This is a genomic window from Paenibacillus lentus (assembly GCF_042714055.1).
Lineage (GTDB): Bacteria > Bacillota > Bacilli > Paenibacillales > Paenibacillaceae > Fontibacillus > Fontibacillus lentus_A.
Genome location: NZ_JBHGVC010000015.1, coordinates 15,698 through 41,562, shown reverse-complemented (window position 1 = coordinate 41,562; position 25,865 = coordinate 15,698). Strand labels below are relative to the sequence as shown.

Here is a 25,865-nt window from a genome sequence, read left to right as displayed (position 1 = left end):
GAACGCTAGATTGATAACGCTTACAAGTATTGTCGCCCCTAAAGGGGGGTAAGGAAACTCACTCAACCGACTTAAAGGTATAAAAATCAGAGGTGCTTCAATGGACTTTGCTCTCCTCCACCGACTTGCGATATTCCGTCGGTGTCATGCCCATCCATTTCTTGAACGCTTGGCTGAAGTATTTGGAATTTCCTCCGAAGCCGAACGAATCAGCAAGCTCGAACACCTTCACGTCACCGCTGCGGCGGATTTGCTCAGCCGCCTTCTCGATACGCAGCCGGCTTAAATAATGGGAGAAATTGTCCCCCGTTACCTGCTTGAACACTTTGCCGAGATAATCGGGATTCATGTACAGCATTTCGTTCGCCACCCCATTCAGAGTCAGCTCGGCGTCCATGTAATGCTGCTCAATAATCGTTATCATTCGTTCGACGATGGAAGAGCGGCGGCTCATGCTGTTCTTGTAATAGCCGGAGGTTACGTGCATGGCGGCCTCCTTGACAAACGTCTTTAGACTGGACAGGGTGTCCAGCTTGACGATTTCGGCCATTTGCGCCGTAAACCGATGGCGATCCTCCGGCGAGCACAAACGAATCAGCATAGCATACAGCTCAAGCACGTAGGAACGCGTAACGCCGATTTCCAGGCATAGCTGCGCCAGCTGGCTGAACAGCCGCTCCAGCTCGCGCTCGACCTCTTCGCTCAGCCCTGATTTGATCAGAAGAGCCATTCGCTCCTCATCCAGCTCGACGTCCCCGCTCCCCCGATCTTCTGCCGGCAGGTCACCCTTCGTAATGAGGCTTCCTTCGCCGACGTAAAAGCGATGGTTCATGCATTGAAGCGCATCGCGATACAATTTGCGCGCTGATTCCATAGGGCCGGCCTCGCTAAGCGCCACGGTGAGCTCGACGCTGTAAAAGCCGAGGAAGGTTTGCTTTACTTCCTCAATGCTCCGCAAGAGGAGGGCTGGTTCCTGCGTGTCGTGAACGACCATAAGCAGTCTTCCATTAAGCGTGGCTCCGAGCAGGACGCCCTCCAGCAAATCCTCGGCGATATTTTTCAGGGCAAATAAATGCTCGTATTCATGGGAATGCTCAAGCTGAAAAAGAATCAAGCGTACCGGATGCTCCACCGATTTCAGACCAAACAATTCGCGGTAATAATCCAGATCGCTGCGTCCATACGTTTTATTGGAAACGAGCTCGCGCAGAAACTGCTCCTTCACATGGGGCATCACCTTATTCAGCCCGTCCTTCATTCTGGCTACGAACCGCTCTCTCTCCCGCCGCTCCTCGCGCTCAGCGACTAGCTCCGCTAAAGCTTCATAAATTTGCACCTCGTTGCAGGGCTTCAGCAAGTAGTGCTTCACGCCGTATTGCATCGCGCTGCGGGCATATTCAAAATCCTTATATCCCGTCAGCATGATGAACCGGATATCCGGGAACGAGTGCAGGGTTTTCTCTACCAGCTCCAGTCCGTTCAGCCCGGGCATGGATATATCGCTCACGACGAAATCCGGCTGCTCCTTGACGATCAGCTCATAGGCATCGATTCCGTTGCGTGCCGTTCCGATGAGCTCGGTACCCGCACTGCTCCAGTCCACGATCTGCTGAATGCCCTCCAAAATCATCCGCTCATCATCCACAAGCAGCACCTTATACATCCTCTTCCTCTCCTTGTCTATATGGTATGCGTACATGAATCGCCGTCCGAACATCCGGTTCGCTTTCGATCCGGATTCCCCACTCCGAGCCAAAGGTCAGCTTGATTCGTTCTTCAATGTTGGACAGCCCGATGCCTTTGCCCCGCGTCTGTACCCTTCCACCTCTCAGCTCCGTCAAAAATTCGGGCGTCATCCCCGGCCCGTCATCCTCGACCCGAATATCAAGCCCTCCGCTTCGCTCCGTAGACTCTTCTACCATGATGCGAATGTGACAAGGGTCGATCTTTGGCTCCAAAGCATAGTGAATGGCGTTTTCAAGCAGCGGCTGGAGCGTCATCTTAGGGATAAGGGCATCCAGGTATTCGTCGGGAACCTCTAACTGGAAGTCCAGCCGCTCCTCAAAACGGATGCGCTGGATCGTCACATAGCTGCGCACGATATCCAGCTCTGATTTTAGCGTGATTAAGCTTGTTCCATCATCCAACGAGCTGCGCAGCAGAAATCCGAGCGACTCTACCATTTGGGAAATCTGCGTTTGGCGGTTCACTTTGGCCAGCCAATTGATCGAATCCAGTGTATTGTATAAAAAATGCGGGTTGATCTGCGCTTGAAGCGCTTTCAATTCGCTTTCGCGAATGACCAGCTGCTTGGCATAATTCTGGTTAATCAGTTCTCGAATACGCTGGATCATCATTTTAAACGTTCGCTGCAAATGCTCGACCTCGGTCTGTGAAGTTTTGGGCACCTCTCCTAGGGATTGCTCCTCCAGGTTGTCGAGATCGCCTTTCTCGATCTTGCGCATCTTCTTAATCAGCTGCTCGATTGGCCGGGTAATGCTTCGCGACAATTTGACTCCCAGCGCAATGCCGATCAGCAGAATCAATATGAAGATAATCGTTACCAGTTCTTTGACGAATGAAATCGTGCGGAACATGCTGTCGTACGGGGTCATATTCAAATAAGTCCAGCCTAAATCGGATGACCTGACCCGCGTAAAAAAATACCGATTCTCTCCAACTGTCGTTAAGCCGTAAGTCTCGGAGCGTACTAGCTCGGCAGTGATATCCTCTTCCGAAAGGAGAGGGTTCTCCGGATAGATGATTTTGCTCCCGTCAGTAATGATGAGATGGCTGTCGTCCCGGCCGCTCTGTACGAAATCCTCGATGATCCTTTCTTTGCGGAAGCGAATAATGAGCGTGCCCAGGTTATCTCTTGGAAAAGTCGTACCGCTGTACGACTTGATTTGCCGTACGGCGTACAGGGATCGGTCGCTGCCGACGTACCACACGTTCGACCCGTCCGCCGATTCGGCAATCGATGCCAGCTCGGATTGCAGCTCCTGCGCCATCCAGCCGCGGTTGCCTCCGATGAGGGTATGCCGCTCCCGGTCGATGACCATGATCGAATATACGAACTTCTCCGAGCCTGCGATCGAAGTGAGGCGATCCATTATTTTTTTACGCTGGATGGCTTTCTCGTAAGACGTAGCGCTGCCCACCTTCAGGTAGGCAAGGCTTTGCTGAAGCTGCTCATCGGAAAATACCCGGAACGACAGCTCCTCCTGCTCCCTTAGCTGACTCTCGATTCCAAGCGCTGAGCTGTTCAGCACCTGGGACGTTCGCTCGTACATCTGCCGATCGTATAGACTGGTCACGTATTTTAATGCAATCCAATACAACGAGAAGCTGACGATCATCAGCACCGTGATCAACACCAGCATCTTATGGTAGATACCGGCTTCCCTGAATACTCCGCGAATTTTCCCCATCAAGTAGGCCACCCCGTTTTTAGGTCGATTCGGAATTACTATTATCGATATTTTACATAATTAGTAGACAACGGGATACCCATCGTAATATCTAATTCATGCTGTGGATAGCAAATTCTCCCGAACAGAAAGCCGAACTCCACGGTTGTCCCGCGAATGTCCGGCTATTATAGTATATTTATAATTTAATGGGCTGAATAATTCATATGGAAAGTATTTAACTAAAGTATTTTCTTAAACATTGAGATTACTTCTTCTTTGGTCGGAATAAACGGATTGCCGGGTGCGCAAGCGTCCTTCATGGAATTCTCCGCAAGCAGATCCAGATCCACTTCGGTTACCCCAAGCTCAGACAATTTGGCTGGGATGCCCACTTCCGTAGAAAGCTTCCTAATCGCACTCACAACGTAGTCTGCGCACTCCTTGTCGCTTCTGCCGATAACTTCAAATCCCATCGCCATGGCGATCGGTCTGAATTTCTCAGGGACATGCTTGGCATTCTCTTCTTCAACAATCGGCAGCAGCATCGCGTTGCATACACCGTGAGGCAGGTCGTAAACACCGCCCAACTGATGCGCCATCGCATGAACATAACCAAGCCCAGCGTTATTAAACGCCAATCCTGCAAGAAATATAGCATAAACCATCTGCTCACGGGCTTCAATATCCTGGCCGTTCTTCACCGTCCGAGCCAGGTTGTTATAAATCAGCTCGACAGCGGCCAACGCGGTAGCATCCGTTACAGGATAAGCGCCTGGGGTGACCAATGCTTCAATGGCGTGCGTAAGAGCATCCATTCCGGTTGCCGCGGTCAGATCAGCGGGTTTATCAACCATTAGCTCGGGATCGTTAACAGAGATCGTTGCGATACTATTTTTATCAACCATGACCATCTTAACTTTGCGTTCTTCGTCCGTAATTACATAATTTATCGTTACTTCGGCAGACGTCCCCGCGGTAGTGTTCACAGCTACAATAGGCAGCGACTTATGCTTCGACTTATGCACACCCTCGTATTCAGCGATATGACCGCCATTCGTGGCGATAATCCCTATGCCTTTAGCTGTATCCTGCGGCGAGCCTCCCCCGATGGATATGAGAAAATCGCAGCCGCTGGACTGTAAAACCTCTACGCCGTCATGCACATTTTTGCAGGTCGGATTCGGCTTTACTTCATCGTAAACGACATAATCAAGCTTGATAGTATCCAGAACACGCAGCACCTTGCCGGCAATGCCGCTCTTCATAAGGAATTTGTCGGTGACAACAAGCGCCTTCTTCAGATTGAGCTCTTGAATATACGGCCCCATATCCTGAAGACAGCCTTTCCCCATCATGTTGATGGATGGAACATAATACACACGAGTACTCACTTTCGATCAGCCTCCCGATTCATTAATCAACTTCAAAAACTCCAACAAGTGAATATATTCACATACAAATACACACTTTCATCCTACATTGCTATTTCTGCGAAGTCAACACTCATGTATTTGTTTTACCTTTGTTTATGTTATTTATAATTGTAAAAACAACTATAACCAGAGTATATTTCTTGCTATTGTCTGTATTCATTTTGTTTGGGGGGGTAAATGAGTCTTTATCCAATTAAAAAAGGAGCAATCTCCGGTCGGCTAGTTCAGGCCTTGGGAGACAGCTCCTTCTTTTGCGAAACTTTAGATTTCTACGCTTCTCTATTAAACATATTGATGTGCTAATTTGGAAGCTGCTTCAGTAACACGGCGTAATCCGTCTTCGATAATCTCATTAGCTTTATCCGGCATCGCATTATGTCCTTCGATGATGACTTCATCGAGAATTTCCATTCCGAAAACGCCGCCAAACACGTTGCGCATATAATTAACTCCCATTTCCAATGGTGCTGTTTCCGGCGTCGAATAAATGCCGCCTCGCGCGCTCAAGAAGATAGCTTTCTTATGTGTCATCAACGAAATCATCTGACCATCTTCTCTAAATTTAAACGCATAACCCGCCTGGTAGACATAATCTACGAAGGTATGCAATTTTGCAGGAACCGTCAGGTTCCACAGCGGAAATGCGAATACGACAACATCTGCAGCGCTGAACATATCCATGGCTTTTTGCTTGGCTGCAACAATACGACGTTCTAAATCGGTTAATTCGCCGCCGCTTTCCATTTTGCCAAAAGCGTTGAAAATATCCTGGCCGAAATAAGGCGTATCTTCTTCATACACGTCATATGTGGTGATGTTCAGATTTTCTGCGCCTTTCACCGCCTCCATAAACGTTTCAAACATTCTACTGGACACAGCCTCTGAAGCGGGGCGGTTATTTGCTCTAACGACTAGTACATTCATGTATGATTCCTCCACTTTTTTTTATATCTAATCTAGTTGTGATAGATATCACTCACTCTATCATACCAGATAAATGTTACAGGTGACATTTAACATCTATTGCTTATACGACACCTGTTGTATAGAATAATTGTAGAAGCAAATGCCACTATCGCTCAACCAATAGTTTTTGGCTTTTATCGTTTATACGACAAATTTAATGAAATGTAGAAAAAAATGATGAAATGAGGGATCCCATTGACCGGAGCTAAAATAGATCCGCGGGTTATTCGCACACGCAAGCTTATCATGGATTCATTTGTTCAGCTGTCAACGCACAAAGAGTTTAAGGATATCACGATCAAGGATATTACGTCAGAAGCGACCGTTAATCGGGCGACGTTCTATTACCACTTTACGGATAAATATGATCTGTTGGAAAAAGTCTTAACCGAAGACTTAATGACCAACGTCATCAGTGAAATTTCCGGACATGATCAGCTCAATGAGGCTACAGCGATCAATATTTTCTTGTCCCTCACCCAATTTCAAAAGTCGCTGCAATCACAATGCCGCAGAAGCTTTGAAGCCTTTACTACGACCATTGAAGCGATTATCAAGAAAGAGCTGGAAAACCTGTTCTATAAAATGCTGCTGCAGCATCATGCCAAAGAAAGCGATGAATCACTTAGAGTTACCGCTGTCATTCTGAGTTGGGGCATTTACGGAGCCTCCATCGATTGGCAGAACAATAGCAAGGTATCCGCCGAGGAATATATAAAATTAGCTATTCCCTACATGATGCATGGCATGGAGGCTCCTTTCGTTTACAAAATATAGCTGTAGTCCTGAATTGCCGATGCCAAAAAAGCCGAGCTTATTCAGAGTTGAATCCCTGAGTATGCTCGGCTTTTTTGCCTGCCTAGGCGCCTATCTCATAGCCGTGGTTCAGCGACCGCCTTCCCGCAGCTGTAATTCACGGCTGGGAGTTGCCCAAGTTGGCTTGCCTCTCTGCTTTTGCTATCCGATCTACAAATTGGCAGTTATTTCGCTGATTAATCATCCAGCTCAACGCTTTGAATATTTCCATCCGCATCGACATTCCATTCGATTTCAACCCCTTTATTCAAGCCAAGGTTGTCGTCATCCTCAATCGTGATATTGTCCGGAATGGTTATAGTTTGCTGTTCTCCCTGATCCACTTGGACGGTTACCTTCTTGCCGTTGACCTCCAGAATCCTTCCTTCGTATTCCAGATTCAGCACCACGATCCCGCCGTTAGCATCCGTAATCGTAACTCGCTTGCCCCCGTCAGTGAGCAGCTCTACCTTCTTATGATAATTATTTTTAAGCGTAATATCTTTGACCACTTTTTTGACTTTCACGCCGGAAGGAAGCCCCTCGGTTTCCGTCACGGCTGCAGCTCCATTCTGCTGCTGATTAGCTGTGTTATTTGCTGCGTTCGAACCATTAGACGCTGGAGATTCTGTTGCAGCCCCCGGTGCATTCCCCTGTGCCCCTGTTTGCGCGTTGCCCGCACAGCCGCTTAACAACATGCTAGTGCCAATTACAAAAAGAAGTGTGGCCTTAAGCCCTCGCTGAAAACTGACTTTGTTATGTGTCATCGTATACCTCCGTTGAGTTTAACATGGTGTTATTAGCGTATACTTAGTCTTTACTTTTATTTAAATATTATAAATGAAGCGGCTCAAAATAAAAAATCAGCCCGAGATAAGCCCACGCTCAGGATTTTTCCTGTAACATTTTCACCGATACTTTTCGTACATAATGAACAGTCACAGTCTCAATAGGCTCATCGTCAAAATTTTTCTTCGTTAACTGGCTGGAACCATATCGCTCAGCGATAATTATTCCACAATCACTTCACTTCTTCGTCCGATATACCACTTATAAAAAGATTCAGCCCGTCGCATGGGCAAGTCTTTTACACCTGCGTGATGTACGGGCTTGGCCCGGTTAATGGTTCCGATTGAAGCGAGACCAAACAGCTGTTGAAGCTTACTCTGATTTACTTCCACTTCAATGATTTTATCCCTCTTGGATATGAAAAGAGTCGTAGTTAGACTTCCTGTTTTAAATTGTATAAAGCGATCATTCAAGGTATATCGGGTATTCAAAAAATTCAACAATCTTGTAACAAGAACAATAACGAGCAAAACAGCTGAGAGAATCCACCAAGCTTCCTTCATTTTTAGAATAGCCGGTTTGAAATAGAACAATCCCGCTGTAACTATCATCCACAGCCAACTTGGGCGCAGCAAACGTAGCCATAACGCCTTTTGGGGAAGACGAGCCATCCCTTCCGTGACTTGATAAGATGGTAAAATCTCGGATACCATTTCATAGGCACGCTTCTTAGGCAGAAAAGGATACAGGGAATTGATTTCATGCATATTTTTGTTGGATTCCAAGCTGCCTGCACTGATCAGCTTCACTTCGGCAAGTCCGAGCCATCTTTTTATCATAGACTGCTCTATTTCAATTGCCTGCACTCTTTCCTTAGAAATGGAGAAGGCCGTTTCATCAAGTACACCTTTTGTAATATAAATACGTTCAAGGTCTGATGAAATCTCATATTTACCATATTTAAGAAAAGTCCTCACAATTCCAAAAATGGTAGAAGCAACAATAAAGACAATGATAATTACGGCGATTAGCCATCTTGAGCTAAGAATATTCTGAAGAATTCCTCCCGCTTTCTCCTCTACATTAATAATTTCATTAATTTTATAATAAAACGATATAATTACAGGAATAAGCACTAAAAAGCTTAGAGATGTAAAGGAAGCCTTTAAAATATCATTTTTTGTCGGAGTAAAGTGAATGGTTCGCTCTTGAGCCGCACTTTCTGAATCTAATGAAAAAGAGGGCTCAATCTCCCCATGAATAGGTTGCACAGCAGTTAATTCCTCCGAGATGTTAGCTCCTGCCACATTTGCTTCTATCCGCTCTGCTTCGGCTTGAGAAATGACTTCAAACTTGACAGCAGCGTCCTCTCCCATCATTCCCGTCTCAAAGCTGACCGAAGTCACTTTAAAAAAACGATGAAATAAGGAAGTATGACGATTGACATTCTGAATTTTCGAAAATGGAATGGTTCGCTCCGATTTGTTGAAAATTCCTTTGTAAAGATGGAAGGAACGATCATCAAGCTCATATTTATGGGTAAGCCATTTGAATATTATGGAGCAAACTGAAACTCCGAGAGCCAGGAAAAAAATGTACCTGCTATATACAATGAAGGATGATTCCGAGCCAGCTTTGATCACGAACAAATAAATAACAAAGAAAACCGAGTTTTTGGCTAATTTCCACAAATGAAGAAGGATAGAAAGTGGATGGTAACGTTTTGCCTTCATCATGACTCCACTTCCTTAATTTTTGCATAATGAGCTATTTGATTTCTTAATTCGACAGCAATCTTTTTAGGTAGAGCAGGGATGGCGTGAGATGATCCCATTGTTTCGATCGAAAGCGAGCATAACCCATATTTTCTTAGCAAGGGCCCCTGTTTGGTCGCGACCGATTGTATTTTTGTCATTGGGACGAGCTGATGCTTCTCAACTAATACGCCTGATTTCATCTGCAAGAACTCTTCACTTACATCATAGCGCCAATTTTTGTACAGAAAAAACGGATTTATAAGCGACCATATTGTGCTTAACACCAAAAATATTGTAATCATAATCAGAATCCAACCGATCCATTCTTTCCATGAATAACGATGATCGAGATAAAATAAAATCGCCAAAATCATAAATCCAATGATATTCGTAATCAAATCACTTATGATCCATACCTTAACTGCATCCCTTGATAATCGTCGTTGCGGAAGGTTCAATGGAGACTGCATCAAATCACCACCTATAGTTTAAATCCATTGTTATATATACATACGTAATTACGTGAATGTTGTCTCAAAAAGTGGACTTGGGAAAAAAACATTTAACAGGAGGACAGGAAAAGTAAAGCATAGTCAAGCCAATAACTGCGCAAAGCCTGGTTTAGTATAACAATGAAGAACCCCTTCCTACTTAAGTAGAGAAAGGGTCCAGCATGCGGTTATTGTTTGCATGTTCTTTAACGATATTAGGTCACGCTTGAACCCTGTTCAGAAGACTGCACTGTCAATCGTTTTTTCGCCCTTAATGATAAGCCAAAACAGATAAGCAGAACTATACATGCAAGAGTATATGGATAATTAATATTGATATCGAACAAAAATCCAGCCAGGATCGGCCCGGCGATATTGCCGAGACTAGTATAAGCCGAGTTGAGGCCAGCAACGTAGCCTTGCCGATCCATGGCAAGCCTCGACATCTGGGTACCGATCGCTGGACGCAGAATATCGATAGCAAGGAAGACGATAAAGGTAACGGCAAAAATCATCCAGAATTTATGCACAAAGAGCGTCATAAGAATGAAAATGCCTGCAAATAAAAGGCATACCGAGATGACATTTTTCTCGCCAAAGCGATTTAAAATCCAGCTAAAGGCTGTAGCTTGAACCACAGCGCCAGCTATCGAGCCGAATGTAATGATAAAGGCAATATCTCCAGGCTCAAACCCAAATTTATGATCGACAAACAGTCCAAAGACCGTTTCAAAGTTGGCCAGTCCGAAAGACATCACAAATACGATGATCAAGCTTAAAAAGAAGGGCTCTCGATAGGAGTTCATCAATTGAGATAGAAGACTGCTTCCTTTGTCCGTCGAAGTTGGTGAGTCGGATGTTTTTTCTTTGACAGACAGAGACTCTCGCAGAATAAACAAAGAGATACAGCCCGCTATAAGCCCCGCAGCTCCTGCAGCAAAAAAGGGAACACGGATACCGAACTCGGCGATATATCCTCCGATACCAGGCCCGATGATAAAACCTGTTGTAATGGCCGCATTAATATAACCCATCCCGGCAGCACGTTCCTCTTGCGTCGTAATGTCCGCGACGTAAGCCATTACGGCCGGCATGATCATAGCGGCGCTAACGCCGCCGAGCATCCTTGAGACAAACAATAGCACAGGGGCGCTCGCTAATCCGAATAGCACTTCGGAGAAAGCGAATACGATCATGCCGATGACAATCATCCGCTTTCTTCCATAAGAGTCAGCCAACCGGCCGGCTAGCGGCGAAAAAAGAAATTGCGTCAGCGAAAAGGTTGCCACTAACAGACCGATCGTGCTCCCGCCAATGCCTAAACTATTCATGAACTTGGGCATGATCGGTATGATTAGTCCAATCCCCATAAAAACGAGAAATATATTAAACATGAGGATCAGTACAGCTCCTCGATTTTTCAACATTAAACCCATGCTTGTTTCCCCCAAACGTTGTTATGGAACATACTGAATATTCATTCGAAATGATAATATAAAAAAACTATTTGGTTGGCTTGGCGATCCCATGTAAAAAAACATCCATAGCCAATCGGTAAGCCACCAGCGTTTCCTCCCGCTGCATATTTCGCGAGTGTTGACTTAAACCCAACAGAAGACAGTCCAAGATCATGGCAAGCCCGTCCACATTTGTGATTTTAAACTCGTCATTATCGATCCCTTTCTGCAGCAGCTGCTGGTTGAAAATGAGATAACCTTTGACGATTTCATTAATCCGCTCTTCCACGTCAGAAGCTTTCTCCGAATTGTTGTAAAACTCATCAGCGGCCCTGGTCAGCGGATGATTCAATTGATCGAGCGCCAAATGCTCAGCCATGCCATATAATTTATCGATCGTCGTCGGATAGAGCGGCTCCTCAGCGAGCCATGTCTCTTCCCATTCCTCGTTCCATTCTTCAATCAAATATAAAAATAACCCCTCTTTATTCTTGAAATGATAATAAATGTTGCCTGCGCTGCAGCCGGTTGCCTTCACAATATCTTCAATCGATGTAGCCTTGTAGCCCTTTTGTATAAACAAAGCCCTGGATGCATCGGCAATTTTCTTTCTTGTCTGCTCGCTTTGCTGTTTCTTTTTATTCATCCCTGCTTCACCACTTTCAGAATACTGAACAATTATTCAGTATTATAATCGAAAAAAGCCGCCTTAAGCAAATAAATTTTTAAATTGATTACTTGCCGTCAATTCTAAGGAGAACTGACTCACGTGCCGCCTTCGTAAGCGTGCCGAGCACCAAGTCATAGGAATGGTCGATCATCGTTTCTAAATCTTCCATGGGAAGGCTTCCGTTCGCGATAACCGTGTTCCAATGCGTCTTGTTCAAATGGTAGCCGGGCAGAACGCACTCATGCTGCTCCCTCAGATTCGCTGCGATGACGGGATCGCATTTGAGAGAAATGCGCACCTCCCTGTCGTTACCAGCCTCGGTAAGCAGCGCAAACATTTTGCCTCCTACCTTCATAACCAGCGGATCCGGCCCAAACGGATAATCCTGGACGGCACCTTTCTTGGATAAACAATAGGCGGTTAGTCGGTCGTACATCTTATCACCCTCTATAGGAAATATATTGACGAATATTATGCACACTTTTATATCGATGCACTAATAATATAAGAAAAACATCTAGCGATGTAAATTTTAAGTAGACTACTTATAAATTCTATAATCTCCAAAAAAAATCCGACCAGCATCATGCTGATTGGATTTTTCCCGCAAAACAAAATTTTACTTTTACAAATTAACCGTCTCTAACGAACCCTTTTTTATAGTCATTATTTCATCAAATAATACTTCCAACTCATGCACATCATGAGTGGTAATTACAATTGTTAGTCCGTGCTCTTGTGACAAGCGTAACAAAATAGATTTGAACGTTTGAACACTTTCTTCGTCAAGTCCATTTGTAGGCTCGTCCAACAATAATAACTTTCTCGACATTAAAATTGCCATGATCAAGGATATTTTTTGCTTGGTACCTAGCGAGTAGGTCTTTACTTTCTTGTCAACAAACGTCTCCAATTGAAATTTGTTTATTAAAATATCAGGTTCGTAATAAAATTCTGCCAGATCAGATGTGAAGAAGCTGATGTTTTGTTTCCCTGACAAATAAGGATATAATTTAGGGTTTTCAAGGTGTACCCCAATTGGGGAGTACTGATCTGGGAATAATTTCATAGTCTGTTTTTGATCATCTTCTTCTAACCCACTCAACAATTTTAAAAGTGTCGTCTTTCCGGTACCGTTTTTTCCGATGATTCCATATATCTTTCCTGGGGCTAAATCGAAATTTAAGTTTTCAAAGATGATATTGTTTTTGATCCTCTTATTCAAACTTCTAATTTCTATCATCAAATTAACCTTCCTCTTTTTTTGCTGAAAGTATACAACGCTAATATCTGGATAATCACTATATAAACAATATAGATAAACAGTGTGAACGGTAATGAAAAACCTCGGTCTACTCCTGTAGAAGGTAAGTTAAAAAAGTAGGATATATCGATATGATTTAGAATGATAAACTTAGCAAAAGAGAATTTATTCAGCAAACTATATATGCCGATTTTCGCCATTTCAATAATAAATAAAACGGAGAGAACAAATACATAATTATTTACTACTAACGCAAAAAGAATCGCTAAGGTAACATAGAAAATGGCCGTATATGATTTTGTGATTAATAAAAGAAAAGCGTTTAAAATCATTTCAGCTTCCCCGCCATAAATAAAGAGCGCAACGATACTTGCGAACAGGATTAAAAACAAATTACTGATGACCACAAAACCATAAGCTGCTCCCAGCTTATTAGCTATTATCTTTGCAGGGGGGATATTTTTGACAAAGGAATATATGAAGACGCCATTTTTTTTATCGCTTATGATGGAGGAAGCTGCACAATATATAAAGTAAACCATAGATAAAAAAGCGATCGTATCAATGGCAAAGTTTTGATAGATCAATCCCGCAGAATTCACCGACAACGCTTCTTTTACTGCATCAATGTTACCCCCTGAAAGAATAACATACTGCAGCCAACAGCCTAAAATAATAAAGCATGCAAAAATGAAAAGCGGTTTATGTCGATAAAAATACAGTTTAAATTCATTATTCATTGGATTCACCTATATTTTATTTAATTTAGGTTAACAAGTAGAACCAAGAAATTAATTAGCGTTAGGAAAATAAAGAGAATAATCGATTCTTTGTATTTTACGAACCCTTTTTTTACAACAATGAAAATGTAAATAAAATTGACCACAATCATAGACGCCACTTTAAAATATAGATTGGTCGCAATCGCATAGAGATCTAGAGTAGGAATAAAATGAATAGCAATAACTGCTACAGAGAAAGGTATATATCCGATAGTCAGATAATAAAAACTGGTAAATACCGACGGATATTTTTCGCTTTTAAACAGCAATAAAATAAAACGATACACAAACCCTTGAAACAAAAGGAATAATACGGAAAAGAACATAATAACAAAGTTCAAAAACACCATCATTATTTCTTCTGTTTTAAAAATATTATTCTCACTTAGAAAGTCTCCCTCTAACTTGATTAACTCTTGGCTCACGAATTGAACTGATAATAGATACCACAGTGTGAATAGGAGTAATAAGATTTTTTCCTGCCCTTTTAACTTAACCACTCTGAACCTCCTAGTAATTGAAAGACATTGTATTCAATAATCGCGGCTATTAAATAGATCAAAATAAGGCCTGTGACGAATTTAAGGATGTAAAGCAATACGTTGATATTAAGTTGTTTTTTCAAAAGAGATCTATAGAAGATAAACATTCGTTTTGAGGCTATAATGCACAGAATCCAGCCGATAATCTCTAAAGGAGTGTGGAAAATAAGAGTCAAAAATGTTTTATATGAACCGAATAACTGGATGGCGAAAAAAATGTTTAGGCCTAAGAAAAATCCATTAAACAAAATAATCGGATAGGAAACCAAGCTTGTTAAAAGAACCAGTATTACCCCAATGCTTAAGTTGTTCCAAAAAATCCCCGTCATACTGATATGTTCCCGGTTGATCGTCAAGTCAATATCTAAAATCGAACCAAAAAACACTCCCATAACGACGGATATCAGCAAAAACAATGAAATTTTATAAATTTCAGCCATTTTTATATTATAGGTAGATACCATTTTAATCCCCCTATTCTATCTCCAGATACCTATTAAGGTTATGCTTGTATGAATCCACACCGTTATTTTCAATTTCGATCAAGGTCTTTTTATCTTTCATTACGATGCATTTATTAGTGTATAGTTCAAGTTTGTTGAAGTTATGGGTCGTAATAATAATCGTAAATTGATATTTATTGTCCCGGAGCAAAGTTTTAAAATATTTTTCTGACTTGTAATCCAACCCGTTAAAGGGTTCATCGAAAATAAGAACATCTGCATTTGTGAGAAACCCAGTTAGAATAATCAATTTTTGCTTTTGTCCTAACGATAGCCCCTTTAGCTTGGTGCCAAGGAAACTGGCAATATTCAAAGGTTCAAAATCGTCAAGCAGCGCCTGCAGTTCCCGGTTTGTTTTTTTGTTGTAATTGGCTATTAACTCTAAAAACTCTTTAGCGGTTAACTCATCGAATACTAAATATTCAAGATCAAGGTAAACTACTTTTTGCTCTTTTAATAGTTTTACTACTGATTCGTTCTTACTTTGCAATATGCTTGCTAATAACTGTACAGTGGTAGTTTTACCAACCCCGTTGGGGCCAACAATTGCTGTAACCCCTCCTTCCGGTATCGAAAATGATAAATGTTCTAAGATGTCCTTTTCCTCAATAGAGTAGTTCAGATCCGTTATTTCAAACATGGCTGATACCTCACTTAAATAAGTCTTTAAAGAAGCTTCGCTTCCAGATATAAGCGACCAAGGATACGCAAGCAATTAACAAAATTAAGATAAGAAGCATATTGGTTCCCATTAATTCTGAAACCGATCGTTTACTCTTCACAACAAAAGTGATTAGTGCAGCCGGAACAAACGCGATTAGCAATACGCTCGAAAGACCTTTTTTGGAGTGGATAAATAGATTAGGCAGTTCATTTTTCTTCACTACTTTTCTCGTTATATAAATCACCAATTCATCTGTCTTAATATCCAGTAGGTACAAAAATAATAGAATACCTAGGAATATAAAATTTTGCTGAAGTAGCAAATAGGATGAGTGAATGACCAATATCGGTAAAAGTAATATATAATTATTGAATTGGACATCCCTAATAATGTTTTTTTGCAAAGTACAATCAACTGACTTCATGTAAAAAAGGAAATACCCATAGGTTTCGACGGTCATGTAATTTACGAAATTAGTTTTAACAAGCAAAGAAACTAACAAAAATGACATTAAAACTAAAGAGTGCTCAATCCTCCCCACAATCTCAAACGTTTGGCTTAAGAGCATAATGCCAGCAAGCATGATGATCGAAAAACAAATACATTTCAAATACCTTCTGAGATGAGTTTTTTTTAGGATGTAATTCGTGGTGTTAACCTTTCCGAATAAATATGGAGTACAAGCAAGAATTAATACAGCAATAGAAGCCAGTACAGCAAGAAATAGCATCTGGCTGTCTGTAATATGTAGATGAACGTCAATATTCTTTAATAGCTTGTTGGATAGAGAAAAAATGAACAGAGTTATAACGCTAAGAAATACCCCTTTAATGATCCCCTCCGAATATTTGAAAAACACCAGTTTTGCGTATAGGAAGGCAAAGAGGATGCCAATGCTTAATATAAAGAAACTCGAGAACAGAATGGTGCCAAAGAGCTTCATATAAAACAGTTGAATAAGGATCCAAGTATAGAAGTGTTTAAAATTGCTGCATATTATATAAAACATCGATGGCAAAATACCGTATATCATTTGGATTTTTTTAGGGAATGCAAACTTAGATATATGTTTTAATATGATGACTTCAAGCATAAATTTTAATAAAATGATTTCATACCCATAATCCGTAATGGTATTTTCAACAAATGGATTCCCTCGAAAATTTACACTTAAAAGAACCAAAATCAACAATATTTGAGTGATAAGGGAAATATAAAGGAAATAAGCGCTGCCCTTCTTAAACTCCGGGAATATGCGTTCAGTTTTTTCGTTGATCCGATGTTGATATACTCTGAATGCATTTGTCAGGATAAGCCAATAAATATTTCGTTTCATTAATTACACCTCAATTTGTAGAGAAGGAGACTTGGGCATGAAATCAGTTCATGCCCAAGCTCATGGTTGAGTTATTAAACGCTTACCATTTAACGAATTCCTTTAACGCTTGTTTTTTGACTGCTGCCCAAATGGTTTGAGCAACAATAGCTCCAAGCCCGAAACTCGCTACGATCGCTGCAGCGGTTGCTCCCCAGCTTACCCACTGCAGGGCAAAGTAAATATTCGTTGCTAGTCCTTCACTGATCCCAATCGTAACAGCAGCATTATGAAAGTTCATGAGAAGCAATGTGGATAATAGAATACTTAATGAGACAAAGAAGATCGCTTTGGAATCCTTTTTTAAGACCATTTTCACTTTTAAAACACCCCTTCTCTTAATACTGTAAGAATTGTTTTAAAGTATGTTTCTTCACGTATGACCAGATTGCTTGTGCTGCAATTGCACCAAGTCCAAAGCTTGCAACGATTCCAGCTGCCGTGGCTCCCCAGGCTATTGCATTCAATGCCGTGTAAAGCAGAGTAGCTGTGCTTGCTGATAATCCTAAATTCACCGCAGCAAATTTAAAAGTAAACAGCAGCATAGAGCTTAGGACAACTACCAATGACATACTAATAAAAAGCTTAGTATCCTTTTTTAAAATTTGGGCTCTCATTTGATTTCCCTCCTTTCCCCTATAATTACCTAAATTATTCCATATATCATTTACTAATTCAATCAGATTTTACTATTTTTAGTAATATACATCCAAATTCCTAATTACACCTCCGCATCCTTAGTCCCGATATGAAAAAAACAAAGTCTTTAAGATTAGCATTGACCACACATGTATCATTTCAAAATAAATTGCAATAAAAAACACACATTATCGATTAAATTAAAGTAATCGAACGTGTGTTTTTAACTATCGCCTTATTCTTTTATTAACCACGAACATTCGTTTGGGAAAGCACCAGGCTATCCGCTTGAATTTTACTAAAAATAATTATATTTTCAACTTGAATAGGAGAAGGAATTTGTAAATACAAACTCACGCATTCGGTTTATTCCCATAAACACTTTATTATTTGACATAAAATATGTCGATGGTATAATCACTATATGTATGTGGCATATTTTACGTCAAAGAGGTGTTGTTAAATGAAAAGCATTACCACGCTTCCTTACCTGGCTCTGCTTCATCAGGTATCTTACACTAGCATATGCAAAGAAATTGGGATCACCCCACAACAGTTCTCAGATTGGGTAAAACAGCGGCGTCCTGTGCCTCATGAAAGGCTCCAGCAAGTAGCTGAATATTTTGGAGTACCTGCAGAGCTGCTTGTTGATAATCATCACTACCTATTAGAACTGAATGGGATGGCCAAATTACGTCTGCAAATTGCGTATCTTACTCACAAAATTAAGACGGTTGATGATGAGGAAGAGAAAACGATGCACCGTGAAACGTTGGCCAAATTGCAGGAGGAAGTCAAAATACAGAAACTTCAGGAGCGATTTAATGCTGCCATTCAATCAGGAAATCCAAAAGCTCTTCAGCTGTGCCATCTCTTTCTGGATCAACTTGAGCAGAAAAATTTCAGCCGACTTGACAATCTGCTTGCTTTAGAAAGGAATTGAACAGGTAATGGAATGTTTACGATACCCAATAAAATATTTATTCTGATTGGCTTGATTCCGTTGTACACCAACTTTGGCGTTACACATTCTATTACTACATTAACGAACATTACGATGTGAAAACAACCAAGCAGAAATAGTTAATAATAATACTACCCAAGAAAATTGAACCGCTAGTCCCGACCATTTGTCCAAAAAGATATTTACCGCAGGTATTGAAAAAAGATTCATTGTAGCAAGAGTAGGTAAAAATTTTGCCGACTGAGAAATTGCAAACAACATATGGCCAAGCCCCAAAACAAGCGGGAGCATGATAGCGATAGGTGCTATAAGCGATTTTGTCATAATAGATAAGGCAGAGGTAATCCAAGCTAATTGAATCCAACTAAGTATGCCAAGAGAAATACTTCCAAGTAACCGTATCATGAAAGAACCTGTCCATTCCATATCATGTTGAAAAAAAAGAACGATTAAACTAAGTACACTTGAAACTATTCCTGCAAATACTACAATTATGGCATTGTTAACGAATTTCGCACATAATAATTTTAATCTTGATGGTTGTGTGAGAAGTGTTGTTCTAAGAGCAGAATGCGAATATTCTTGTCCAAAATAACCTGCACTGGCAACAATAATTCCTGGTTGACCTAAATAGAGGGCTTGCAAGCAAAGAGAAAGGATCTCCTGCTCTCTCCCGATCTTTGGTGTATCGGATGTTAATAAGTAGAGTAAGGGAACGATGATAGCTCCGAATACACCTAAAATACACCAACCAAACGAAAAAAATTTAGTTTTCTCACTACGCAACGCAGCGTACATCAACATTTCCCTCCTACATCACTACGAATAAAAGCGTAATAAGATGTGATTAAAATTAACATCATCCATATCAGCAGTACGATACCGCCTTTTAACGGATCATGTTCAATAGGGTCTGTTGGTGTTGCAAAGAGAAGATTACCTGCTGCAACAGGGAGATACTCCCCCCATTCCCATCTTTGTGCCAAATAACTCCCAAGATTGTAAATTTGAGGAATCAGAAAAACTAAAGGTACTATAGTATTTCTAAAGAGCATCCCGATCCCAAAAGAAAGTAATGTTAGTAAAATCCAATCCAGCATTGAAAAGCCAATAAACTGCCAAGCTATTGTACTTAAATAAAATGGATGTAATCCTAGTTCCCCAAAACCAAAATGCGTGATAGAAATTGTAGCATAAATTGACAAAAACGATATGGATGCACTGCATATGAAAAGTGCGAGTACTTTCGCACAAAAAACCTTAATACGATTACTTTGACATAGTAAAGTTGTACGTAATTGATGATGTTTATATTCACTTGCCCCTATAATTCCTCCAAAGACAACCATCGCTAATAACCCAAATGTAACCATATCAAATCCAAAATAATCCAAGGGGGGCAAAGCTTGCGCTAAATCCGGATGAGTTTCTGGTGTTGCGTCTAAACCAATCTGAAGATAGCTTTTTGCTGCGATAAGTGCCAGTAATGGTTGAATAACGACAACTAAAGCACAAATGATCCACCACACTCTACTTGAACCAATCTTTATCTGTTCAATTCTTATGGTTCTAGAAAAATTGTTCATATTATGCCCCCCCTTCTGTAAGAGAAAAGAACAAATCCTCCAAGGATTCTAGATTTTTCATGACATGCTGAAGTTCACCAGTTGCTATTATTTTTCCATGATTAATAATAACTACATCGTCCGCCACAGCTTCCACTTCAGAAAGAAGATGGGATGACAACAAAACAGTCTTTCCCATGTCTGATTGCTGACGAATAAATTTTCTAAACCAACGAATTCCTGTCGGATCAAGTCCATTAGTTGGTTCATCAAGAACAAGATATTGCGGGTCTCCCAAAAGAGCCGCTGCAAGTCCAAGACGTTGTCCTTCACCCAATGATAAAGTACCCAGCCTCGCTTTGCTTTTTTCTGATAAACCGACGATTTCCAATACTTCGGACACACGACGGAAAGAGATGCAGTTGCTTTGTGCTATGATTTTCAGATGGGTTTTTACGCTTCTAGAAGGAGCACCTCCTATACCGTCAAATGCTGCTCCTACCACTTTCAATGGAGTATCAAATGTGACATAGTTACGTCCGCCAAAAGTTGCCGTTCCAGATGAACGATCAAGTCCTAACAAAATACGAAGTGTTGAGCTTTTTCCTGCGCCATTTGGTCCAAGAAAAGCTGTGATTCTCCCTTGTTTTGCTTCAAATGACACGTCTTTTAAAATATCTTTTTCTCCATGTCGCTTACATAATTGTGATATAACAATATGGTTTGTAGTATTCGCCAATATAAATATCTCCTCCGAAGAATATTTGTTTTAATAATAATCTATTTTTAAACGTTTTCTCCTTTGTGTAACAAACTGCAGGTTATATGTAATTATCGACATTATTTCTATATAGAGAACAGGAGCTTTTATACTAATAATGATCATGTCTTAATTAACCGTGTTATGGAAAATGGCTGTAGAATGGTAGAAGTGGCTAAGTATTTAAACTTAATTTACAACCTCTTCTTGAATGGTGGTAAACTATAAAAACAAGGATTTTCAGAATCTAATCAGGTTTCCGTCTAGGACAAAGTAGTAAGAATCGTGCATCATAGCTACTATTTACCATTATCAAGGGAGTGAAACGATGGTCATAAAAGTTGCTATTTGTGATGATGTTCCTGTTATTGCAAAAGCTATCGAAGATTTAATGTTAGAATATGACTCCTCGTTATTTGAAATTGATATATTCTACAATCCATTTCGTTTAATTGAATTACTTAAAGAAAATACATATGATTTGTTTATTTTAGATATTGAGTTCCCTAATTTATCGGGAATAGAGATTGCCGAAACCATTAGAAAGAAAAATTATACTTGTCCAATTATCTTTCTTACTAGTTTCAAAGAATATATGGAAAAGGTTTTTAAGGTTAACACTTTTGATTACATTTTAAAACCAGTTACAAAAGACAAACTATATCCTGCCTTGAATCGCGCTATTAAATATTTAGACCTAGATGATTCAAAATTTATGTTTACATTCAACAAAGTTTTTTACAGTCTTTCTTTTAGTGAAATTATTTACTTTGAAAAAAATAAAAGGAGTGTACTTATTCACACTCCTTCTGATATATATGAAACGATCCTTCAAACAAAAGCCCTTTTATCCAAAGTTACTGATAATTTTGTGCAGGTCCACACCTCGTTTATTGTTAATGTTAGATATATAAAACAAATAAGCAGTAATTCAATTATTGCTAAATTAAATGATAAGCAAACTGTTGAAATACCAATGAGTCGTAAATTTATAGATAGTGCCAAAAAACAAATTTTGATGAAGCTAAGAGACTTCATATGATGGTTAAATTTTCGCGCAAACCAAAAAAGAGACCCATAAACGTCTTTCTCCTAATGGCACTATTTTCCATTCCCATCATGATATCAGTATTTGTGTTAGTTGCTTCTGTTGTATCTGAAATTACCTTTATTAATCATCCTAATTTTATTTTTATATTGATTGTTTCTTTTATTATTTATTTGAACATATGCATTCTATATCTTTATAAAACCCTCAGAAACTATTATGAAAAGCTTGAAAAAACTACAACGCAAAAAATAGTATTTGAATCAGAATTGAAATTTTTTAAGCAACTAAAGGATTCCCAATCTAAACTATATTCAATGAAGCATGACTTAAAAAACCAATATGTAGTTCTGATGGGGATGTTAAGTCAGGGAGATACTGCTGGAGCTGAAAAATATCTTCAAAATTCGATTCAAAAAATCGAACACATTGATTACTTTTTTACAAATAACTATGTGCTAAATTATCTTCTGAATGAAAAAAAATCTATTGCTGAAAGCCATGGAATAACTTTAAACGTTAAATCTTTCCTTCCTGAAAAGATTAATTTGGATACTGATATTTTTGCAGTTGTGCTAGGAAATTTAATAGATAATTCCTTAAACGCAGTCTTACGTTTATCTAATTCCAAAGAAAAAGAGATTTCACTTCTTATCAAACAATTTGATAATAACCTGCTTATAGAAATTTCAAATGTATTTGATCCTGTGGAGCTTAAAACTCGAAAGAATAGACAATTCGAGGGAATAGGAATTAAAAATGTGAAAAGAATTGTAGAAGAGAATGGTGGAGTTTATAATCAATGGATTCAAGATCATCAGTATATCGTAAGTATACTTTTACTCCATGTATATGATAAAGAAGATGAAGAATAGAAAAGACTGGTAGAATTTTGCGGATCCACTAGTTTTTTTGGCATTGTCACCAGCAGGATGAACAATATCTACAGTGCGATAAAGCCCGGAAACATTTTTGACAAAAAAGGTAATTAGTTGGATAATTATTATCCAGGTAAAGGACTTAAAGATAGCGAGATATCAAAGACGTTAGGTATAAGTATGCGACCTACCGGTGAAATTGCAGCTTCTATTAAACACACATGGAATATGCCTCCTCTTATTTTGTTTTGGGACAATAATCATTTTGTCGTGATGGAAAAAGGTTTTGTTCTTTCACTTGCCCCCGGAGATTTTTTTATACCGAAAAAAGGAAGAAAAGCATTCATTATCATCGATTTCTTGACAGGAGAAAGATTAGAATGGATTCAAGTTTTAAGCTTTACGCATCCGTTTATCTCACTCGGATCAAGCATATTTCATGGCGCGATATTGTTTTAACGTTGTCTCTCCTTCTTTTGCTGACCCGGGGGACATATCAATTCACTACGATGTTAGCCGAAAAGGGCTTCTCATCCACATTTATAACGGGTTGCTGGGGGCTAATAGGGATGACCGTTGGAATTGGTCTGTTTGCCGGGAACCTGATGATGGCTGAAATGCGCTTCTTATGGTCGCTTGGACGAGGGGCTCGTTTTTTAACGTCATATATGATCTGGAAAAAGTCCCCCTTTGTTCTAGTGCTTGTTTGGATGCTGTTGGGTCAATTGCTTTGGTCACCGTCATATAGTATCGGACAAGCATTACTAATGCTGTCGCTCGGGCTCTCTTATGCAGAATTCGGTGTCTATTGCTTTGTGGCGCTTTCGGGAATGGCGAGAGAGCGAAAAGCCGAATCGCTATCGTTAGCCTTGCTGTTATTGACAGTACTGGTGCTAAATATTTCATTGATGATGATGCCCATTATGCCTGCTGTTCGGCCGATTGTTGCAATAGTCGTTACCTTGCTGCAATACATCGCCGCTTTTCAAGCGTCACGCTTCTCCTGGCCGCAAATGATAAGTGCAGCCCCACCGGGTGAATCCGGCGCCAAATGGCATATCCTCTCCCGCTATCCGTTGTTTCGTAAAGAGGTTTATTTTCTAACCCGCTTCAAAGATATGTTTCCTTTTCTTATTGCCGTTTGTTTATTACAGCTCCTTACCTATTATTCAGCAGTTGATACCCCGATAGTTGTCCCGATAGGAGCAGCCTTGATGGTCTGGCTGGTCAGCGACGTTTGGGTTACCAGAAGCTTCGTAGCCGAAGGCAGAGGAATAGCACTATACACCGTTACCTTGGGTGCCTGGCATAGAGGGTTATGGGCAAAATGGCTTTTTTATGAGACAGTAGGCATAAGTATGTTCATCGTTCATACCTTAATCTGGGGATTTCGCATAGACTGGACTTGGACGGTTTGGTCGTTTCTTGAGTTATTAGCGCAGTGCCTGCTGCTTACTTCCACATTTGTTTCATTCAGTTTGCTGGTTGGATATCACTTCACAACTCAAGGGCGCATTTCACTGCCCGCTCAGCTGTTAATTACACTTTGCATGTTTTTGCTAATATACTTGCATCAAGCGCATCTAGTTTTATTTTTATTCGTCTCCATAGCTATACAACTTGGATTTTATCGACTTTACCGCCGCGTACCTTGTAATCTTCCTATCAAATTTTCAATATGAGGAGAGATTAATAAGATGGAAAAAAACTTAGCGCTGTCCCTGCAATTGAAGCAAGTCAGCTATGGGTACGGAGGCAAGCGCATCCTGCACAACATCGACTGGATCCTGCAGGGAGGAGAGATTACGGTCTTGCTCGGCCCCAACGGAGCAGGCAAAACGACGCTATTGCATTTGCTCGCAGGGATGAAGCCGACCCAGCAAGGTAGCATTTTGCTCAACCAGCAAGTGGTGCATTGGCAGGATCAACAATATAAAAAACGTATTGCTTTATGATGGAGTTTCCGTTTCAGTACCCGTTTCTGACCGTGATCGAAATGATGCGACTCATCGGCCAACTGCGCTATGTCTCCCCTGACCAACTGGAGGAGTCTATACGACACTGGCTCAAGCATTTTTCGCTGGAATCCTACAGCAACTATTCGATTGGAGCTTTGTCCCAAGGAACGGCCAGGCGGGTCGCATTGGCATCTCAACTATTGCACGAACCGGATATCCTTCTTCTGGATGAGCCGACCAATGGACTTGACCCGGATCAAGTCATTATCGTGCGTGATACATTGCAGCAATACTCCTCGCGGGGGGCTCTCATTCTGTTATCCACCCATATCATGGGGTTAGCGGAAAAACTTTCGCATCAAGCTGCTATTTTACGAAATGGACGTATTGTATATGCTGGCAAGTCTTCTGGAGATTTGGAGAGTCTATACGTAGCAAGTAAATAGCCTGCAGATTATAGTAGAGAGAAAGTTGGTATGTCACTTAAGCTACCTTTTGTAGTACTAATCAGCATTCATGAAAGAAGCTTATTTTATGGAAGAAAATGCCCTTCTACGAGCGTTTCTGAAGTTCTGAACTTTCTGAACATTTTATCGGGTATGGATTTGAGTGAAAGTTAAAAAACGTTAGGCATTATCCTCCTGAATCTGCAAGAGCGGCTAACGTTCAGGTATTCGCGAACTCGAGGCCCTTGAGGCAACATTGCCGCCAGTCGCGAGTGGTTAGGTGGTTCGGATGTCTGCTGATTCAACTTCCTACCAATTGCTTCTCGAGGACCATGGATCGGCGAATGCCGATCCGATGCGTGGATACGGTTTTAGACCCCATTCATATCGAATCATCACATGTGGAATGGCACATCCTCATAATATGCAGGTAATGCCCTTTAAACCATCCGAGATAAACAGCAGAATACTTGTGCGTTTCGATGTCGCGGTGGGTATCCGTTGAGCGCAACTTCATACATTTTTGGTCTAACAATGATCTAACCGGCATTGTTCGGTTTAACTTTATCCATAGCTTCATTCGATTCAGAGCGGCTTGAAATTTCTTTCCGCTCGTTTGTCGTTTCACTCTGAATTTTCCATTTCGACTTTTCCCACAGTAGTGGGTAAATCCCAGGAATCAAATGTTTCCGGCCTACCTTCCCTC

General features: G+C 40.8%; 28 protein-coding genes. 8 read left to right on the top strand and 20 right to left on the bottom strand.

Annotation, left to right across the window (positions count from 1 at the left end; genetic code table 11):
* Positions 1-97: 97 nt before the first annotated feature.
* From ACE3MQ_RS23745 to ACE3MQ_RS23730, 4 genes are all read right to left on the bottom strand, one after another.
* Positions 98-1,663, bottom strand: a complete 1,566-nt coding sequence (locus ACE3MQ_RS23745; RefSeq protein ID WP_379397431.1) for a response regulator transcription factor — start codon at positions 1,661-1,663, stop codon at positions 98-100.
* Positions 1,656-3,431, bottom strand: coding sequence for a sensor histidine kinase (locus tag ACE3MQ_RS23740; RefSeq protein ID WP_379397429.1), 1,776 nt, complete (start codon positions 3,429-3,431; stop codon positions 1,656-1,658). Before ACE3MQ_RS23740 ends, ACE3MQ_RS23745 begins: the two co-directional genes overlap by 8 nt.
* 221 nt (positions 3,432-3,652) lie before the next feature.
* The gene (locus ACE3MQ_RS23735; RefSeq protein WP_379397552.1) at positions 3,653-4,768 is read right to left on the bottom strand and encodes an iron-containing alcohol dehydrogenase; all 1,116 of its coding nucleotides are present in this window, start codon (positions 4,766-4,768) and stop codon (positions 3,653-3,655) included.
* A 360-nt stretch (positions 4,769-5,128) separates the two neighbouring features.
* A complete protein-coding gene (locus tag ACE3MQ_RS23730; RefSeq protein ID WP_379397427.1) occupies positions 5,129-5,770 on the bottom strand; it encodes an FMN-dependent NADH-azoreductase in 642 nt (213 codons plus the stop codon).
* A 237-nt stretch (positions 5,771-6,007) separates the two neighbouring features.
* Here ACE3MQ_RS23730 and ACE3MQ_RS23725 point away from each other — a divergent pair, with 237 nt between their 5' ends.
* Positions 6,008-6,589, top strand: coding sequence for a TetR/AcrR family transcriptional regulator (locus ACE3MQ_RS23725; RefSeq protein ID WP_379397425.1), 582 nt, complete (start codon positions 6,008-6,010; stop codon positions 6,587-6,589).
* A gap of 215 nt (positions 6,590-6,804) precedes the next feature.
* Here the strand turns inward: ACE3MQ_RS23725 and ACE3MQ_RS23720 are convergent, their stop codons facing one another.
* The 13 genes from ACE3MQ_RS23720 to ACE3MQ_RS23660 form a co-directional block, all read right to left on the bottom strand.
* Complete coding sequence (locus ACE3MQ_RS23720) at positions 6,805-7,374, bottom strand: LSm family protein (RefSeq protein WP_379397423.1); 570 nt, start codon at positions 7,372-7,374, stop codon at positions 6,805-6,807.
* 243 nt (positions 7,375-7,617) lie between these two features.
* The gene (locus ACE3MQ_RS23715) at positions 7,618-9,132 is read right to left on the bottom strand and encodes a PH domain-containing protein (protein ID WP_379397421.1); all 1,515 of its coding nucleotides are present in this window, start codon (positions 9,130-9,132) and stop codon (positions 7,618-7,620) included.
* Positions 9,129-9,623: a PH domain-containing protein gene (locus tag ACE3MQ_RS23710; RefSeq protein ID WP_379397419.1), complete on the bottom strand. Its 495-nt coding sequence runs from the start codon at positions 9,621-9,623 to the stop codon at positions 9,129-9,131. Before ACE3MQ_RS23710 ends, ACE3MQ_RS23715 begins: the two co-directional genes overlap by 4 nt.
* A gap of 236 nt (positions 9,624-9,859) precedes the next feature.
* A complete protein-coding gene (locus ACE3MQ_RS23705; RefSeq protein WP_379397417.1) occupies positions 9,860-11,080 on the bottom strand; it encodes an MFS transporter in 1,221 nt (406 codons plus the stop codon).
* Positions 11,081-11,147: 67 nt separating this feature from the next.
* A complete protein-coding gene (locus tag ACE3MQ_RS23700) occupies positions 11,148-11,747 on the bottom strand; it encodes a TetR/AcrR family transcriptional regulator (RefSeq protein ID WP_379397415.1) in 600 nt (199 codons plus the stop codon).
* A gap of 88 nt (positions 11,748-11,835) precedes the next feature.
* On the bottom strand, positions 11,836-12,207 hold the full coding sequence (locus ACE3MQ_RS23695; protein ID WP_379397413.1) for an MmcQ/YjbR family DNA-binding protein: 372 nt from the start codon (positions 12,205-12,207) through the stop codon (positions 11,836-11,838).
* Between the two features lie 189 nt (positions 12,208-12,396).
* Positions 12,397-13,014 carry an ATP-binding cassette domain-containing protein gene (locus tag ACE3MQ_RS23690; RefSeq protein ID WP_379397411.1) on the bottom strand — a complete coding sequence of 206 codons (618 nt, stop codon included), beginning with the start codon at positions 13,012-13,014 and terminating at the stop codon, positions 12,397-12,399.
* Entirely contained in the window at positions 13,014-13,775 is a 762-nt protein-coding gene (locus ACE3MQ_RS23685; protein WP_379397409.1) for a hypothetical protein, read from the bottom strand. The genes ACE3MQ_RS23690 and ACE3MQ_RS23685 overlap by 1 nt, the downstream gene beginning before the upstream one ends.
* A gap of 20 nt (positions 13,776-13,795) precedes the next feature.
* On the bottom strand, positions 13,796-14,317 hold the full coding sequence (locus tag ACE3MQ_RS23680; protein WP_379397407.1) for a hypothetical protein: 522 nt from the start codon (positions 14,315-14,317) through the stop codon (positions 13,796-13,798).
* Positions 14,305-14,823, bottom strand: a complete 519-nt coding sequence (locus tag ACE3MQ_RS23675; protein WP_379397405.1) for a stage II sporulation protein M — start codon at positions 14,821-14,823, stop codon at positions 14,305-14,307. Before ACE3MQ_RS23675 ends, ACE3MQ_RS23680 begins: the two co-directional genes overlap by 13 nt.
* A gap of 10 nt (positions 14,824-14,833) precedes the next feature.
* Positions 14,834-15,502 carry an ATP-binding cassette domain-containing protein gene (locus ACE3MQ_RS23670; RefSeq protein ID WP_379397403.1) on the bottom strand — a complete coding sequence of 223 codons (669 nt, stop codon included), beginning with the start codon at positions 15,500-15,502 and terminating at the stop codon, positions 14,834-14,836.
* A gap of 1,442 nt (positions 15,503-16,944) precedes the next feature.
* The gene (locus ACE3MQ_RS23665; RefSeq protein WP_379397401.1) at positions 16,945-17,220 is read right to left on the bottom strand and encodes a hypothetical protein; all 276 of its coding nucleotides are present in this window, start codon (positions 17,218-17,220) and stop codon (positions 16,945-16,947) included.
* 19 nt (positions 17,221-17,239) lie between these two features.
* Positions 17,240-17,518 (bottom strand): hypothetical protein, encoded by a 279-nt coding sequence (locus tag ACE3MQ_RS23660; RefSeq protein ID WP_379397399.1) that lies wholly within the window; start codon positions 17,516-17,518, stop codon positions 17,240-17,242.
* A gap of 485 nt (positions 17,519-18,003) precedes the next feature.
* On the opposite strand from ACE3MQ_RS23660, the gene ACE3MQ_RS23655 reads away from it, so the two are divergent.
* On the top strand, positions 18,004-18,483 hold the full coding sequence (locus ACE3MQ_RS23655) for a helix-turn-helix domain-containing protein (protein ID WP_379397397.1): 480 nt from the start codon (positions 18,004-18,006) through the stop codon (positions 18,481-18,483).
* 99 nt (positions 18,484-18,582) lie between these two features.
* On the opposite strand, the gene ACE3MQ_RS23650 is transcribed toward ACE3MQ_RS23655, so the two are convergent.
* The 3 genes from ACE3MQ_RS23650 to ACE3MQ_RS23640 are packed head-to-tail and all read right to left on the bottom strand — an operon-like array spanning position 18,583 to position 20,808.
* Entirely contained in the window at positions 18,583-19,302 is a 720-nt protein-coding gene (locus ACE3MQ_RS23650; RefSeq protein ID WP_379397395.1) for an ABC transporter permease, read from the bottom strand.
* Positions 19,302-20,090: an ABC transporter permease gene (locus ACE3MQ_RS23645; protein WP_379397393.1), complete on the bottom strand. Its 789-nt coding sequence runs from the start codon at positions 20,088-20,090 to the stop codon at positions 19,302-19,304. Before ACE3MQ_RS23645 ends, ACE3MQ_RS23650 begins: the two co-directional genes overlap by 1 nt.
* A 1-nt stretch (position 20,091) precedes the next feature.
* Positions 20,092-20,808: an ABC transporter ATP-binding protein gene (locus ACE3MQ_RS23640; protein WP_379397391.1), complete on the bottom strand. Its 717-nt coding sequence runs from the start codon at positions 20,806-20,808 to the stop codon at positions 20,092-20,094.
* Positions 20,809-21,157: 349 nt separating this feature from the next.
* Here ACE3MQ_RS23640 and ACE3MQ_RS23635 point away from each other — a divergent pair, with 349 nt between their 5' ends.
* The 6 genes from ACE3MQ_RS23635 (at position 21,158) to ACE3MQ_RS23610 (ending at position 25,159) form a co-directional block, all read left to right on the top strand.
* The gene (locus ACE3MQ_RS23635; protein WP_379397389.1) at positions 21,158-21,871 is read left to right on the top strand and encodes a LytR/AlgR family response regulator transcription factor; all 714 of its coding nucleotides are present in this window, start codon (positions 21,158-21,160) and stop codon (positions 21,869-21,871) included.
* On the top strand, positions 21,868-22,752 hold the full coding sequence (locus ACE3MQ_RS23630; protein ID WP_379397387.1) for a sensor histidine kinase: 885 nt from the start codon (positions 21,868-21,870) through the stop codon (positions 22,750-22,752). The genes ACE3MQ_RS23635 and ACE3MQ_RS23630 overlap by 4 nt, the downstream gene beginning before the upstream one ends.
* 117 nt (positions 22,753-22,869) lie before the next feature.
* Positions 22,870-23,214: a hypothetical protein gene (locus ACE3MQ_RS23625; RefSeq protein WP_379397385.1), complete on the top strand. Its 345-nt coding sequence runs from the start codon at positions 22,870-22,872 to the stop codon at positions 23,212-23,214.
* A gap of 110 nt (positions 23,215-23,324) precedes the next feature.
* Positions 23,325-24,437 carry a hypothetical protein gene (locus ACE3MQ_RS23620; protein WP_379397383.1) on the top strand — a complete coding sequence of 371 codons (1,113 nt, stop codon included), beginning with the start codon at positions 23,325-23,327 and terminating at the stop codon, positions 24,435-24,437.
* A 15-nt stretch (positions 24,438-24,452) separates the two neighbouring features.
* The gene (locus tag ACE3MQ_RS23615; protein ID WP_379397381.1) at positions 24,453-24,710 is read left to right on the top strand and encodes an ATP-binding cassette domain-containing protein; all 258 of its coding nucleotides are present in this window, start codon (positions 24,453-24,455) and stop codon (positions 24,708-24,710) included.
* Positions 24,707-25,159: an ATP-binding cassette domain-containing protein gene (locus ACE3MQ_RS23610; protein WP_379397379.1), complete on the top strand. Its 453-nt coding sequence runs from the start codon at positions 24,707-24,709 to the stop codon at positions 25,157-25,159. Before ACE3MQ_RS23615 ends, ACE3MQ_RS23610 begins: the two co-directional genes overlap by 4 nt.
* Positions 25,160-25,865: the final 706 nt, after the last annotated feature.

Bases quoted from the DNA above. Each gene is read 5' to 3' on its own strand.
- ACE3MQ_RS23615 (WP_379397381.1), top strand. From the start codon at position 24,453: ATGGAAAAAAACTTAGCGCTGTCCCTGCAATTGAAGCAAGTCAGCTAT.
- ACE3MQ_RS23705 (WP_379397417.1), bottom strand. From the start codon at position 11,080: ATGGGTTTAATGTTGAAAAATCGAGGAGCTGTACTGATCCTCATGTTT.
- ACE3MQ_RS23670 (WP_379397403.1), bottom strand. From the start codon at position 15,502: ATGTTTGAAATAACGGATCTGAACTACTCTATTGAGGAAAAGGACATC.
- ACE3MQ_RS23610 (WP_379397379.1), top strand. From the start codon at position 24,707: ATGATGGAGTTTCCGTTTCAGTACCCGTTTCTGACCGTGATCGAAATG.
- ACE3MQ_RS23720 (WP_379397423.1), bottom strand. From the start codon at position 7,374: ATGACACATAACAAAGTCAGTTTTCAGCGAGGGCTTAAGGCCACACTT.
- ACE3MQ_RS23690 (WP_379397411.1), bottom strand. From the start codon at position 13,014: ATGATAGAAATTAGAAGTTTGAATAAGAGGATCAAAAACAATATCATC.
- ACE3MQ_RS23740 (WP_379397429.1), bottom strand. From the start codon at position 3,431: ATGGGGAAAATTCGCGGAGTATTCAGGGAAGCCGGTATCTACCATAAG.
- ACE3MQ_RS23655 (WP_379397397.1), top strand. From the start codon at position 18,004: ATGAAAAGCATTACCACGCTTCCTTACCTGGCTCTGCTTCATCAGGTA.
- ACE3MQ_RS23650 (WP_379397395.1), bottom strand. From the start codon at position 19,302: ATGTACGCTGCGTTGCGTAGTGAGAAAACTAAATTTTTTTCGTTTGGT.
- ACE3MQ_RS23660 (WP_379397399.1), bottom strand. From the start codon at position 17,518: ATGAGAGCCCAAATTTTAAAAAAGGATACTAAGCTTTTTATTAGTATG.
- ACE3MQ_RS23685 (WP_379397409.1), bottom strand. From the start codon at position 13,775: ATGAATAATGAATTTAAACTGTATTTTTATCGACATAAACCGCTTTTC.
- ACE3MQ_RS23635 (WP_379397389.1), top strand. From the start codon at position 21,158: ATGGTCATAAAAGTTGCTATTTGTGATGATGTTCCTGTTATTGCAAAA.
- ACE3MQ_RS23695 (WP_379397413.1), bottom strand. From the start codon at position 12,207: ATGTACGACCGACTAACCGCCTATTGTTTATCCAAGAAAGGTGCCGTC.
- ACE3MQ_RS23745 (WP_379397431.1), bottom strand. From the start codon at position 1,663: ATGTATAAGGTGCTGCTTGTGGATGATGAGCGGATGATTTTGGAGGGC.
- ACE3MQ_RS23715 (WP_379397421.1), bottom strand. From the start codon at position 9,132: ATGATGAAGGCAAAACGTTACCATCCACTTTCTATCCTTCTTCATTTG.
- ACE3MQ_RS23630 (WP_379397387.1), top strand. From the start codon at position 21,868: ATGATGGTTAAATTTTCGCGCAAACCAAAAAAGAGACCCATAAACGTC.
- ACE3MQ_RS23645 (WP_379397393.1), bottom strand. From the start codon at position 20,090: ATGAACAATTTTTCTAGAACCATAAGAATTGAACAGATAAAGATTGGT.
- ACE3MQ_RS23735 (WP_379397552.1), bottom strand. From the start codon at position 4,768: ATGATGGGGAAAGGCTGTCTTCAGGATATGGGGCCGTATATTCAAGAG.
- ACE3MQ_RS23700 (WP_379397415.1), bottom strand. From the start codon at position 11,747: ATGAATAAAAAGAAACAGCAAAGCGAGCAGACAAGAAAGAAAATTGCC.
- ACE3MQ_RS23675 (WP_379397405.1), bottom strand. From the start codon at position 14,823: ATGGTATCTACCTATAATATAAAAATGGCTGAAATTTATAAAATTTCA.
- ACE3MQ_RS23710 (WP_379397419.1), bottom strand. From the start codon at position 9,623: ATGCAGTCTCCATTGAACCTTCCGCAACGACGATTATCAAGGGATGCA.
- ACE3MQ_RS23730 (WP_379397427.1), bottom strand. From the start codon at position 5,770: ATGAATGTACTAGTCGTTAGAGCAAATAACCGCCCCGCTTCAGAGGCT.
- ACE3MQ_RS23620 (WP_379397383.1), top strand. From the start codon at position 23,325: ATGACCGTTGGAATTGGTCTGTTTGCCGGGAACCTGATGATGGCTGAA.